The organism is Weizmannia agrestimuris, from assembly GCF_943193165.1.
Taxonomy (GTDB): domain Bacteria; phylum Bacillota; class Bacilli; order Bacillales; family Bacillaceae_C; genus Weizmannia; species Weizmannia faecalis.
On the sequence record NZ_CALPDC010000002.1, the window covers coordinates 36690 to 49562 of the forward strand.

Genomic DNA, 12873 nt, shown 5'->3' on the forward strand with positions numbered 1-12873 from the left:
TGAAGATGGCAGAAGACAACCAAATGTTGGAAATGCATCATGATGAAGACGGCTTGGGAAAAGTGGAAATTGCTCCTGAAGTGATTGAAGTGATTGCGGGCATTGCCGCTTCCGAAGTCGAAGGGGTTGCCCAAATGCGTGGCAATTTCGCAAGCGGCGTCGTGGAGCGCCTTGGCAGGAAAAACCACGGGAAAGGCGTAAAAGTGGAACTGAGTGATGATGGCATTAAAGTCGATGTCTATTGCACCATGAATTTTGGCGTTTCCATTCCGGCAGTTGCCCAGGAAGTCCAGGATAATATCCGCCAGGCTTTGCTCAATATGACTGCCCTGGAAGCGTCGGAAGTGAATATTCATATTGTCGGCATTCAATTTGATACGCAGAAAGCGGAGCCTGAATTTCAGGCGGAAGAGTAAGAGAAAAAGGGTCCGGGCAAAGCGTCCTGGCCTTTTTTTGGTCCCACCTTTCTGTTACAATAAAAGCATGCGAATTTGAGCTTTTTAAAGGAGTTACTGCCGAATGATGAAAAGAAGAACCGCCCGCGAAAAAGCGCTTCAGGCTTTATTCCAGATGGATATGAATGAAGCGAGCCCGGAAGATGCGATCCGGAATGCGCTGGACGGGCAGGAAAGTGATGATTATCTTGAGAAATTGGTAAACGGAACGGCAACACATCTCGCGGAAATCGACGCCATGATCAGCCAGCATCTTGAAAATTGGACGCTTGACAGGCTTGCAAAAGTGGAACTCAATATTTTGCGCCTTGCCGCTTACGAACTGATGTACGCAGAGGATGTGCCCGCCAATGTGGCGATCAACGAAGCACTCGAGATTGCCAAACGGTTTGCAGATGAAAAATCTGCCAAATTTATTAATGGCGTTTTGAATCAAATGAAAGACTCGATTGAATCTAAATAACGGGGGATGGATAATGGGAGCGGAAATCATTGACGGAAAACAACTGGCCGAAGCACTCAGAAAAGAGATAAAGGCGGAAGCGGAGCAGTTAACGCAACAGGGGATTATCCCGGGGCTTGCTGTCATATTAGTCGGAAACGATCCGGCTTCACGTACATACGTCAAAAACAAAGAAAAAGCGTGCCGCGCGCTCGGAATGAAATCCGTTTTAATCGAGCTTCCCGAAGACGTGTCGGAACAGGCACTGCTCGGACATATCGCAACCTTAAATGAAGATCCTGACATTCACGGGATTCTCGTCCAGCTTCCTTTGCCGCCGCATATCAATGCGCAAAAAATCGTGGAAGCGATCAGCCCGGAGAAAGATGTGGACGGTTTCCATCCGATAAATATCGGGAGGATGATGACGGGCCAGGATACCTTTTTACCCTGCACCCCCCACGGAATTTTAAAAATGGTGAAGTCAAAGGGCATCCGGATCGAAGGGAAGCATGTTGTCGTAATCGGCCGCAGCAATATTGTCGGCAAACCATGCGGCCAGCTGTTCCTCAATGAAAATGCGACCGTCACATACTGCCATTCGAAAACGGCCGATTTAAAATCTTTCACCCGCCAGGCGGATATTTTGGTCAGTGCTGTCGGCAAAGCAAAATTCATCAAAGCGGATTTTGTCAAAGCGGGTGCTGCCGTCATTGATGTCGGGATGAACCGTGACGCGTCCGGGAAGCTGTGCGGGGATGTTGACTTTGATGAAGTAAAGGAGAAAGCTTCCTATATTACCCCTGTCCCGGGCGGCGTAGGGCCAATGACGATTACCATGCTGCTTTCCAATACAGTAAAAGCCGCAAAACGCTTGTACCGTTAAACAGGCTGCCCTGCCGTCACGGCATTTTTCCGGAAAACCGCTTATCGTCCGGAAGTGTGCCGGGAGACATTTGTGCTGGGAGCGGGCGGCATTAAAAGAAAGCTGACTTCCGGCGGGAAGGCAGCTTTCTTCATGCATGAGAAAGGTGGTGGAAAGCGATGCAATATTTATCCGTACACACGCTGACAAAATATATCAAACGGAAATTTGACGCGGACCCTTATTTAAACGATATCCATGTAAAAGGGGAAATTTCCAATTTCAAACGGCATTCAAGCGGCCATATGTACTTTACATTAAAAGATGAAAAAGCGAGACTGCTTTCGGTCATGTTTGCTTCTGCAAACCGGACGTTGAAGTTTATGCCGGAAAACGGTATGAAAGTGCTCGTTACGGGTTCCGTATCTGTTTATGAAGCAGGCGGCAGTTACCAGCTGTATGTGAAAAGCATGCAGCCTGACGGAATCGGCGCACTTTATCTTGCTTTTGAACAGCTAAAAGAAAAACTGGAGAAAGAGGGCCTGTTTCAAAACCGCCGGCCCATCCCGGCTTATCCGAAAGTGATCGGGGTGATCACATCGCCGACAGGGGCTGCTGTCCGCGATATCATCACCACCATCAGGAGAAGATATCCGGTTGCTGAAATCATTTTACATCCGGCCCTTGTCCAAGGGGAAAATGCAGCCCCTTCGATTGTAAAGGCAATTGAACAGGCAAACCGGATCGGCAAAGCGGATGTGCTGATCGTCGGAAGGGGCGGCGGTTCCATCGAAGAGCTGTGGGCTTTTAATGAAGAAATAACGGCCCGGGCGATCTTTGCGTCAAATATTCCGGTGATTTCTGCTGTCGGCCATGAGACGGATTTTACGATCGCCGATTTTGCGGCAGACTTACGGGCACCGACGCCGACTGCTGCAGCTGAACTTGCTGTTCCCCATATTGATGACGTACGGGAAAAAATCTTGCATTTAAAGACGCGGCTTATACGAAACATGCGGGAGAAAGTACGCTATGAAAAAAGCCGGCTTGCTTACCTTGAACGGTCGCCCGTTTTGACAAATCCTTACCGGCTCATCCGCCAGCAAATCGAGCAGGCTGATCGCCTTACAGATCGCCTGCACAGGGAAGCGGGGCGCTTAATCGGTACAGCGGAGGAACAAACCCGCAATCTGCACGGCCGGCTTTTGCGCAACCGTCCTGAACAGAAACTGCTGCAGGCGCGGCGGAATTTCACGAGCCTTGAAGCAAACCTCGTGAAGCAAATGCAAGCGGTCTTGCGGGAGAAGCAGCATCGTTTTGCCAAAAATATTTCCGCCCTTGAAGCGCTGAGCCCGTTGAAAGTAATGGAAAGGGGCTACAGTCTGGCTATGGCGGAAGACGGAACGATCCTGAAAAAAACAAGCCAGGCCAAAACGGGTGAAACGATCCGGGTCCGGTTGACGGACGGCGGCCTTTTGTGCACGGTAGATAAAATTGAAAGGGGGAAAAAAGATGGCTGATTCATTAACTTTTGAAGAAGCGATGGTGCAACTGGAAGACATTGTGCGGAAACTGGAAGAAGGGGATGTGCCCCTCGAAGAAGCCATTTCCATTTACAAACAGGGAATGGAGCTGTCCAAATTACTCCACGGAAAACTGAAAAATGTAGAGGAACAGCTGGCAAAAATCATGTCGGAGGATGGCGAAGAGCAGGATTTTGAGATCCGGGAGGAGGAATAACCGTGCAGAAGCCTGCGTATGATGTGAAAGAAATTGAAAAACACCTGGCACAATATATCGCGGATCTTCGTGCGCCTGCTGTATTAAAAGACGCGATGCATTATTCCCTCCAGGCCGGGGGGAAAAGGATCCGCCCCCTTCTTTTGTTGTCAACCGTATCCGCGCTCGGTAAACCGGCTGGTCGGGGCATGCAGACCGCGTGTGCAGTCGAGATGCTCCACACTTATTCTCTGATCCATGATGACCTCCCGGCAATGGACGATGATGATTTGCGGAGAGGAAAGCCGACCAACCATAAAGTATTTGGCGAAGCGGTGGCGATTCTTGCCGGCGACGGCCTTTTGACGCACAGTTTCGGACTGATTGCCGAAGATCCGGGGTTGGATGACGCTTTGAAGGTAAAACTGATTGCGCTCCTTGCAAAATCTGCGGGTCCGGAAGGCATGGTCGCCGGGCAGGTGGCGGATATGGAAGGCGAAAATAAAACACTGACCCTCGAGGAACTACAATATATCCATGCCCACAAAACCGGCAAACTGCTTCGTTTCAGCGTGCTTGCCGGCGCGATGATTGGCGGCGCGTCAACAGAGCAGCTGGAAAAATTCGGGCAATTTGCCGATCATCTCGGCCTCGCTTTTCAAATCCGGGATGACATATTGGATATCGAGGGGGAACAGGAAAAAATCGGCAAGCGGGTCGGCAGCGATGAATCCCGCCATAAAAGTACATATCCGGCTCTTTTAACGCTTGAGGGTGCCAAACAAGAACTCAGGCGCCATACTCGCCTTGCAAAGCAGTGCCTCGCTGAAACCGGCGCTGAAACCGGCGCCTTAATGGAACTGACGGGGATGATCGAAACGCGGGACCATTAACGGCCGTTCATTTGGCGCAAACCGAACGGCCGGAACAGCAAAACCGGCGGCGTTTGTTTAAATGAGGTATTTCTTGTCTAAACGCGTTGATTGTTTATAATAGATGTAAGTGATGCCGTATATTGATGAGGAAAGCGAGTGATCCGCATTGGATCTTGAATCGATCAAGGACCCGTCCTTTTTGAAACAAATGGACATCCCCGCTTTGAAACAACTGAGCGCGGAAATCCGCCGCTTTTTGATTGAAACATTGTCGAAGACCGGCGGGCATATCGGGCCGAATCTTGGTGTCGTGGAATTGACGCTTGCCCTGCATAAATGCTTTGACAGCCCGAATGATAAAATTCTTTGGGACGTGGGACACCAGTCATATGTGCATAAAATTTTAACCGGCCGGGCTGGAGAGTTCGGCTCACTGCGCCAATACCACGGGCTTTCAGGGTTTCCGAAACGGAATGAAAGCATTCATGATGTCTGGGAAACCGGGCACAGTTCCACTTCCTTGTCCGCCGCGATGGGCATGGCGGTCGCCCGCGATTTAAAAGGAGAAAAATCGTATATTGTCCCGGTGATCGGAGACGGCGCGCTGACCGGCGGCATGGCATTTGAAGCGCTCAACCATATCGGCCATGAAAAACGGGATATCATCGTTGTGCTGAATGACAATGAGATGTCGATTGCCCCGAACGTCGGCGCGCTTCACCAGGTGCTCGGCAAACTGCGAACGGCGAATAAATACCGGCGCGCAAAAGATGAACTGGAATTCCTGCTGAAAAAAATTCCGGCTGTCGGCGGAAAGCTTGCGGCCACTGCAGAACGGCTGAAAGACTCATTGAAATATTTGCTTGTCTCCGGGATTTTTTTTGAAGAACTCGGTTTCACTTATTTAGGCCCTGTTGACGGCCATCATTTTGATGCATTGCTCGAAAATATTCAGTATGCCAAAAAGACGAAAGGCCCTGTTCTTTTGCATGTCGTTACCAAAAAAGGAAAAGGATATGAACCGGCCGAAAACGATACGAAAGGCGCCTGGCACGGCACCGGGCAGTATAAAATTGAAACCGGCGATTTTATCAAACCGGCGGATGCCCCTCCTGCCTGGAGCAAACTTGTTAGCGATACCGTCCTCAGCCTTGCAAAGGAAGATGCGCGCATTGTCGCGATTACGCCGGCAATGACAGTTGGTTCGAAGCTGGAACGGTTCCAGCAGGAGCTTCCGGAAAGGGTATATGATGTCGGGATTGCCGAGCAGCATGCCGCCACTTTTGCTGCAGGGCTTGCCACCCAGGGCATGAAACCGTTTTTGGCCATTTATTCGACATTCCTGCAGCGGGCGTATGACCAGGTTGTCCACGACATTTGCCGGCAAAACTTAAATGTTTTCATCGGGATCGACAGGGCGGGCCTTGTCGGCGCGGACGGCGAAACCCATCAGGGCGTATTTGATATTGCTTTTTTACGCAGCCTGCCCAATATGGTGTTAATGATGCCAAAAGACGAAAATGAAGGCCAGCATATGGTATACACGGCTTTAAAATATGACGGCGGGCCGATCGCGATGCGGTTTCCGCGCGGCAATGGCCTCGGCGTAGCGCTTGATGAAGAATTAAAAGAAATCCCGCTTGGCACCTGGGAAGTCTTGAAAGAAGGAAATGACGTGTGCATCCTTACCTTTGGGACGACGATTCCGATGGCCATGGAAGCAGCGAAATTTTTGCAAAAGCAAGGGATATCGGTTAAAGTGGTCAATGCGCGCTTTATCAAACCGCTTGATGAAGCAATGCTCGAAGCCGTTTTCCGCACCGGAATGCCGGTATTAACCGTGGAAGAGGCCGTGCTTGCAGGCGGGTTTGGCAGCGCAGTGTTGGAATTTGCGGGTGATCGTGGCTTCTCTGATCGGATCATTCGCCGTATTGGCATTCCCGACCGCTTTGTCGAGCACGGCAGCGTAAAAGAATTATGGCAGGAAATCGGGCTGACAAAGGACCGGCTGATCCGGGAAGTCCGGCAGATATTGCCTCAAAAACAGCAAAGAAAGGCTTCATTTTAAATGAAAAAAGAACGGGTGGACGTTCTCCTCGTAGAACGCGGATTAATCGAAACAAGAGAAAAAGCAAAAAGGGCGGTCATGGCGGGGCTTGTCTTTTCAAATGAGACCCGCCTTGATAAACCGGGTGAAAAAATTGCTGCTGATGCCCCGCTCATCGTAAAAGGGGATCCCCTTCCGTACGTTTCCCGGGGCGGACTGAAACTGGAAAAAGCGTTGAAAGTATTTGGACTTAATGTAAAAGACAAAATTGTTCTCGATATTGGCGCTTCGACCGGTGGATTTACCGACTGTGCCCTCCAGCACGGTGCCAAAATGTCTTATGCCCTCGATGTCGGTTATAACCAGCTTGCATGGAAGCTGCGCCAGGACGAGCGGGTTGTTGTTATGGAAAGGACAAATTTCCGCTATGTTACCCCGCAGGATTTCACAAAGGGCATTCCGGAATTTGCCTCGATTGACGTGTCCTTTATTTCCCTGTCCTTGATCCTCCCGGTATTAAAAACGCTCCTTGCACCTTTAAGCGATGTGGTCGCCCTGATTAAGCCGCAGTTTGAAGCGGGGCGCGAGCAGGTGGGCAAAAAGGGGATTGTAAAAGATAAAAATGTCCATCGCGAAGTGATCGAAAAAATCATCCAGCTTGCCTTGCGTGAAAACTTTTCGGTGGAAAACCTCTCCTTCTCGCCGATTACAGGCGGGGAAGGAAATATTGAATTTTTAATCCACCTCGTAAAGCCCGCCAGCGAAACAGAAGGCGGCGCCAACCGGTTGCGCGTAACCGTAAATGACGTGGTGGAAGAAGCCCATGCCACGCTCAGGAAGGGATAGACAAAGATTTGGCAGCCTATTGGATAACCGGTAGGCTGCTTTGTATAAGGGCGTTTCGCACCCGAAAAAAAGCCCGTTTACGGAAAAAAGCTGCTTGTACATTTGCCCGTAAATGCGCTAACATACAAGTAGATGCATATTTACAAAAGAGCATCCTTGAGGTGAGGATATGAATAAAGGACAGCGCTTGATCAAAATCAGGGAAATGATTACCAATTATGATATCGAAACACAGGACGAGCTTGTCGAGCATTTGCGCAATGCCGGCTTTAATGTGACGCAGGCCACCATTTCAAGGGATATAAAAGAACTTCATCTTGTCAAAGTGCCGCTCAATAACGGCAGGTACAAATACAGCTTGCCTGCCGACCAGCGCTTCAACCCGATGCAGAAACTGAAACGGGCGCTGACAGATGCATTTGTCAGCATTGATACAGCCGGGCACCTGATCGTATTGAAAACATTGCCCGGTAACGCGCATGCAATCGGCGCTTTGATTGATATTTTGGATTGGGAAGAAATTATCGGCTCCTTGTGCGGAGATGATACATGCCTGATCATTTGCAAAAACCAGGATGAGACCGAAACGGTTTCGCAACGGTTTTTGGACTTGCTGTAGAAAGTGGTGATGTTTGATTGCTGCAGGAATTATCGATTAAAAATTTTGCCATTATTGATGCATTAACGCTTTCATTTGAAGCCGGGCTGACCGTCCTGACAGGGGAGACCGGTGCCGGCAAATCGATTATTATCGATGCCATCCAGCTTCTAACAGGCGGGAGAGGGTCATCGGAGTTCGTCCGGCACGGGGAAAACCGTGCTGAGATTGAGGGCTTATTTCTGGTCGAGGACGGTCATCCGTGCATGGATCGCGCCCGCGAATTCGGCATTGAGATTGAGGAAGGCATGGTCATTTTGCGGCGCGATATATCGAAAACAGGGAAAAGCGTTTGCCGCATCAACGGAAAACTTGTGACGATTTCGGTGCTGCGCGAAATCGGGTCGACTTTAATTGATATCCACAGCCAGCACGAAACGCAGGAACTGCTGAACGAAACGTACCATCTGCCACTGCTTGACCAGTACGGGCAAAGTGAGATTGAAACGGCTCTCCTTGATTACGAAAAATTGTATAAAAAATACGAAGCCGTTTACGGGCGGTTAAAAAGAATGAATGAAAACGACCAGCAGCTCGCCCAGCGCCTTGACCTCATCCAATTCCAGCATGAGGAAATCCAAAACGCCGGACTGAGGCTGCATGAAGACGAGGAATTAGCGGAAGAAAAACGAAAACTCGTCAATTTTGAACGGCTGTTTGAATCATTGAATACGGGGTATGAAGCGCTTGCCGGGGAACAGCATGGCCTCGACTGGCTCAGCCTTGCCATGAGCCATCTTGAAACCGCGGCTGAAGTGGATGGCGAGCTCTCTGACATTTTGGAATCCGTCCAAAGTTGTTTTTATACGCTCGAAGACATGTCCCGCTCAATCCGTTCCCGGCTTGACGGACTTGAATTTGACCCGGAACGGCTTAACGTAATTGAAGCGCGGCTGAATGAGATCAACCAGTTAAAACGAAAATATGGTAGCTCGATCGAAGAAATTCTGGAATACGGGTCCAAAATTGAAGAAGAAATCGAATCGATCGTAAACCGTGACCATCATGTGGAGCTTCTAGAAAAAGAACTGCAAACGGTAAAACGCGATCTGTATTTGGAAGCCAAGCAGCTCAGCGATTTACGCAAAAAATGGGCGGAAAAGCTGACTAAAAATATCCATTCCGAATTAAAGCAGCTGTATATGGATAAAACAAAGTTTGAAGTCCGTTTTCTTGCCGCTGCTGATGATTATTATGAGGCGGATGACATTCCGTTCCGGCGCGACGGGCTCGACCAGGTTGAATTTTACATTTCCACCAATCCGGGCGAACCGCTAAAACCGCTCGCAAAAACCGCTTCGGGCGGAGAATTGTCGCGGATTATGCTGGCATTAAAAACGATATTTTCCCGGCACCAGGGGATCACTTCCGTCATTTTCGACGAAGTGGATACCGGCGTAAGCGGCCGCGTTGCGCAGGCGATTGCGGAGAAAATTTACCGCATTTCGGTCCATTCGCAAGTCCTCTGCATTACCCATCTGCCGCAGGTTGCCGCCATGGCGGATACACATCTGTTGATCATGAAAGAGACTGAAAAGGAGAGAACGCGGACAAAAGTCAAGCCTTTAGGTCAGGAAGAAAAAATTAAAGAAATCGGCCGTATGATTTCAGGCGTTGAAATGACAGAGTTGACAAGACAGCATGCGAAAGAGCTGCTCGAACTGGCCGAAGCGATAAAATAAGGGTCCGGTCCGCCTATTTGGAAAAATGGTGGAGCCGGACCCTTTCTATCCAGATTGGGCAGCATTTTTCCCGCAGGCGCTGTTATATTTAAAACGCTTCAAGGCTAAATTAAAATCATAGCCAAAACAAACAAAGGCTAAACAACAGGGTGAACCGGAAGCGAGGAGAGTGGAATGTTTGAACTTTGAAAAAATAAGGAAGCTGACAGGCGGATTTCTCCTTGTTTCACTTTTATTATGCGTTTTTTCGCAGCCTTTTCAACAATATCTTCACTTTCCGAAGCAAGTTCGCTTACTGGAAGGCCAGCAAATCGAATTTCATAAAACTTCTGCTGCCGCTGTAATGGCAAGCGGAAACAGTGCGGAAATTCATGCGCATCAACATACGGTTTCCATAAAAGGGAAGTCAGCCGGCAAGGAAGAAATGTTTCTTAAACTGGCGGGCATCCCGGTCAAAAAAACGGAAGTAGAAGTGCATCCAAATATTAAGATGATCCCCGGCGGGCAGTCGATCGGCGTCAAGCTGAATACGCTCGGCGTCCTTATCGTCGGCCATCATCTTGTGCAGACGGACAAAGGGAAGTTTTCTCCCGGTGAACAGGCCGGAATTGAAGTTGGGGACATGATCCTTGAAATGAACGGGAAAAAAATCGAAAATATGTCCGATATTGCCCCAATTGTCCAGCAGGCAGGGGAAGAAGGAAAACCGCTGGATGCCGTCATTAAAAGGGATGGACAAACCATCCGGAAAACGATAAAGCCGTTAAAAGATAAAAGCGGGCAGTCGTATAAACTCGGGCTTTATATACGAGATTCGGCCGCTGGAATCGGCACGATGACGTTTATTGATCCGAAAACGAAAAAATATGGCGCCCTCGGGCATGTCATATCCGATATGGACACAAAAAAACCGATCGTCGTCGAAAAGGGCAGGATTGTCAATTCGGTCGTGACGTCGATTGAAAAAGGCAAAAACGGGAGCCCAGGGGAAAAATTGGCGCGTTTTACCGAAGAAGGCCGGATCGGGAATATAACGAAAAACAGCCCATTCGGCATTTTTGGACAGCTGGATCCGGGTGCAAAAGACAGCACATATGCAAAACCGATGCCGATTGCACTGTCAGACCAGGTAAAGACAGGGCCGGCAAAAATTTTAACGGTTGTCGACGGGAAAAAAGTGGAAGCCTATTCGATTAAAATTGTCAGCACCATTCCGCAAAAATTTCCGGCAACAAAAGGAATGGTCATCAAAATTACCGACCCGGAATTGCTGAAAAAAACGGGCGGCATTGTTCAGGGAATGAGCGGGAGCCCGATCATTCAAAACGGGCGGCTTGTCGGTGCCGTGACACATGTGTTTGTCAACGACCCGACATCCGGCTATGGCGTCCATATCGAATGGATGCTCCATGAAGCAGGCATTTACGGAGGGGGCAAGTCCCCTTCCGCTTTTAAAGAATGATGCACTTATCTATTATTAATGCGTGCGGACGTTTTGTCCGGGCGATTTTCCAGCGTCCCGGTTTTCAACAAAAAATAATGAATAAAAAAGCAGGAAATTTTCCGCCATTGTCGAAACATATTCTTGTACAGAGATACGGCTATTTTTTTGAGGAGGACAGTGGCAGTGAAAAAAATCAGAGTGTTTATTGTTGATGACAACCGTGAACTTGTTCGTTTATTAGAAGATTATATATCCCAGCAGGAAGACATGGAAATTTGCGGAACGGCATACAGCGGGACGGAATGCCTTGAACAGTTAAAAGAGGCGGACCCGGACATTTTGCTGCTGGATATTATTATGCCGCATCTGGACGGTCTCGGCGTGCTCGAGAAACTAAAAGAATCGGCTTATTCCCGGATGCCGAACGTCATCATGCTGACGGCTTTCGGCCAGGAAGATGTAACGAAAAAAGCGGTGGAACTGGGCGCATCCTATTTTGTGCTGAAACCGTTTGATATGGACATGCTTGTTTCACAAATCCGACAGACAAGCAAAAAAGGCTCCGTCCTGAAATCATCACCCGGCATGGCAGCTTCCAAACCGGAATCGAAGCCTGTCAATCTCGATGCAAGCATTACGAGCATTATCCATGAAATCGGCGTGCCGGCCCATATTAAAGGCTATATGTATTTACGCGAAGCGATTGCAATGGTGTACAATGATATTGAATTGCTTGGCTCGATTACAAAAGTGTTATACCCCGAAATTGCAAAGAAATACAATACCACTGCCAGCCGTGTTGAGCGCGCCATCCGCCATGCGATAGAAGTGGCATGGAGCAGGGGAAATATCGAATCCATTTCCACCCTATTCGGTTATACGGTTTCCATGACCAAAGCAAAGCCGACAAACTCCGAGTTCATTGCCATGGTCGCTGATAAACTCCGCCTCGAACACAAAGCTTCCTGAAAGGGAAAGGGGCCGGTGCAGTGAGTTGTACCGGCCGGATTCCGTGCGTAAAAGGTTACGCTTTTCTTGTTCGGGGAATATATAATGATGAACGAAATAAATAAAGGGTGTGTATCAAGTGACGCTTATTTTTGCCCACCGGGGATCGGCAGGCACACGTCCGGAAAACACAATGGAAGCTTTTTTCGAAGCGGAAAAGGCCGGAGCGGACGGGATTGAACTGGATATTCAGTTGTCAAAAGACGGCGAACTGGTCGTCATTCATGATGAAACGGTCAACCGTACGACAGAAGGCAAAGGGTATGTGAAAGATTTAACATTTGCTCAATTACGGTCGCTTGATGTGATTGACCGGTTCGAAACCGGCAAACCGCTAAGCATCCCGGCACTTGAAGAAGTCTTTGAATGGCTCGCCCAAAACCAGCTTCTCTGCAATATTGAACTGAAGACGGCAAAAGTGGATTATCCGCTGATCGAGGAAAAAGCCGTTTCGTTAATCCGGGCATACCATTTGGAAGAAAGGGTCATTTTTTCTTCCTTTAACCACTATTCCATCATTCAATGCTACCGTCTGGCACCCGAAGTGGAGATTGCCCCGCTGTATTCGGAAGTGATGTTTATGCCGTGGGTCTACGCGAAATCGATCCGAGCAAAAGCGATCCATCCGCGCCTTTTGACAACGGCCGAATGGATCATCCGTGCCGCCATGAACCACGGTGTTGCAGTCAGGCCGTACACAGTGAATAAAGCGAAAGATATGAGAAGGCTGTTTAAAATCGGTTGCACGGCAATCATCACGGATTTCCCGGAAATGGCGGTACAGGAAAGAAAAGCAGAACGGGAAAAAGCATCCGGGCAATAGCCGGATGCT

At 49.0% G+C, this 12873-nt stretch carries 13 protein-coding genes; all 13 read left to right on the forward strand.

The features are described from left to right. Positions 1–5: 5 nt before the first annotated feature. The 13 genes from NFR98_RS01495 to NFR98_RS01555 all read left to right on the forward strand — a co-directional run bounded on the left by NFR98_RS01495 (position 6) and on the right by NFR98_RS01555 (position 12864). Positions 6–416 carry an Asp23/Gls24 family envelope stress response protein gene (locus NFR98_RS01495; RefSeq protein ID WP_014098061.1) on the forward strand — a complete coding sequence of 137 codons (411 nt, stop codon included), beginning with the start codon at positions 6–8 and terminating at the stop codon, positions 414–416. 106 nt (positions 417–522) lie between these two features. Next, positions 523–918, forward strand: coding sequence for a transcription antitermination factor NusB (gene nusB / locus NFR98_RS01500; RefSeq protein WP_026104520.1), 396 nt, complete (start codon positions 523–525; stop codon positions 916–918). Between the two features lie 13 nt (positions 919–931). After that, positions 932–1783: a bifunctional methylenetetrahydrofolate dehydrogenase/methenyltetrahydrofolate cyclohydrolase FolD gene (folD, locus tag NFR98_RS01505; protein ID WP_014098063.1), complete on the forward strand. Its 852-nt coding sequence runs from the start codon at positions 932–934 to the stop codon at positions 1781–1783. A gap of 158 nt (positions 1784–1941) precedes the next feature. Beyond that, positions 1942–3282, forward strand: coding sequence for an exodeoxyribonuclease VII large subunit (xseA, locus tag NFR98_RS01510; protein WP_014098064.1), 1341 nt, complete (start codon positions 1942–1944; stop codon positions 3280–3282). Then, a complete protein-coding gene (locus tag NFR98_RS01515; protein ID WP_013859605.1) occupies positions 3275–3502 on the forward strand; it encodes an exodeoxyribonuclease VII small subunit in 228 nt (75 codons plus the stop codon). The genes xseA and NFR98_RS01515 overlap by 8 nt, the downstream gene beginning before the upstream one ends. 2 nt (positions 3503–3504) lie before the next feature. Next, complete coding sequence (locus NFR98_RS01520; RefSeq protein ID WP_017550507.1) at positions 3505–4374, forward strand: polyprenyl synthetase family protein; 870 nt, start codon at positions 3505–3507, stop codon at positions 4372–4374. A gap of 148 nt (positions 4375–4522) precedes the next feature. Further along, positions 4523–6424 (forward strand): 1-deoxy-D-xylulose-5-phosphate synthase, encoded by a 1902-nt coding sequence (dxs, locus tag NFR98_RS01525; protein ID WP_014098066.1) that lies wholly within the window; start codon positions 4523–4525, stop codon positions 6422–6424. Further along, on the forward strand, positions 6425–7249 hold the full coding sequence (locus NFR98_RS01530; protein WP_014098067.1) for a TlyA family RNA methyltransferase: 825 nt from the start codon (positions 6425–6427) through the stop codon (positions 7247–7249). Positions 7250–7418: 169 nt separating this feature from the next. After that, positions 7419–7868: a transcriptional regulator AhrC/ArgR gene (gene ahrC / locus NFR98_RS01535; protein WP_014098068.1), complete on the forward strand. Its 450-nt coding sequence runs from the start codon at positions 7419–7421 to the stop codon at positions 7866–7868. Positions 7869–7885: 17 nt separating this feature from the next. Then, positions 7886–9589, forward strand: a complete 1704-nt coding sequence (gene recN, locus NFR98_RS01540) for a DNA repair protein RecN (RefSeq protein ID WP_014098069.1) — start codon at positions 7886–7888, stop codon at positions 9587–9589. Between the two features lie 178 nt (positions 9590–9767). Beyond that, positions 9768–11051: a SpoIVB peptidase gene (gene spoIVB, locus NFR98_RS01545; protein WP_014098070.1), complete on the forward strand. Its 1284-nt coding sequence runs from the start codon at positions 9768–9770 to the stop codon at positions 11049–11051. Positions 11052–11216: 165 nt separating this feature from the next. Continuing rightward, a complete protein-coding gene (gene spo0A, locus NFR98_RS01550; RefSeq protein ID WP_014098072.1) occupies positions 11217–12002 on the forward strand; it encodes a sporulation transcription factor Spo0A in 786 nt (261 codons plus the stop codon). Between the two features lie 118 nt (positions 12003–12120). Beyond that, positions 12121–12864, forward strand: a complete 744-nt coding sequence (locus tag NFR98_RS01555) for a glycerophosphodiester phosphodiesterase (RefSeq protein ID WP_014098073.1) — start codon at positions 12121–12123, stop codon at positions 12862–12864. Positions 12865–12873: the final 9 nt, after the last annotated feature.

Bases quoted from the DNA above. Each gene is read 5' to 3' on its own strand.
- NFR98_RS01530 (WP_014098067.1), top strand. From the start codon at position 6,425: ATGAAAAAAGAACGGGTGGACGTTCTCCTCGTAGAACGCGGATTAATC.
- NFR98_RS01495 (WP_014098061.1), top strand. From the start codon at position 6: ATGGCAGAAGACAACCAAATGTTGGAAATGCATCATGATGAAGACGGC.
- ahrC (WP_014098068.1), top strand. From the start codon at position 7,419: ATGAATAAAGGACAGCGCTTGATCAAAATCAGGGAAATGATTACCAAT.
- folD (WP_014098063.1), top strand. From the start codon at position 932: ATGGGAGCGGAAATCATTGACGGAAAACAACTGGCCGAAGCACTCAGA.
- xseA (WP_014098064.1), top strand. From the start codon at position 1,942: ATGCAATATTTATCCGTACACACGCTGACAAAATATATCAAACGGAAA.
- nusB (WP_026104520.1), top strand. From the start codon at position 523: ATGAAAAGAAGAACCGCCCGCGAAAAAGCGCTTCAGGCTTTATTCCAG.
- NFR98_RS01515 (WP_013859605.1), top strand. From the start codon at position 3,275: ATGGCTGATTCATTAACTTTTGAAGAAGCGATGGTGCAACTGGAAGAC.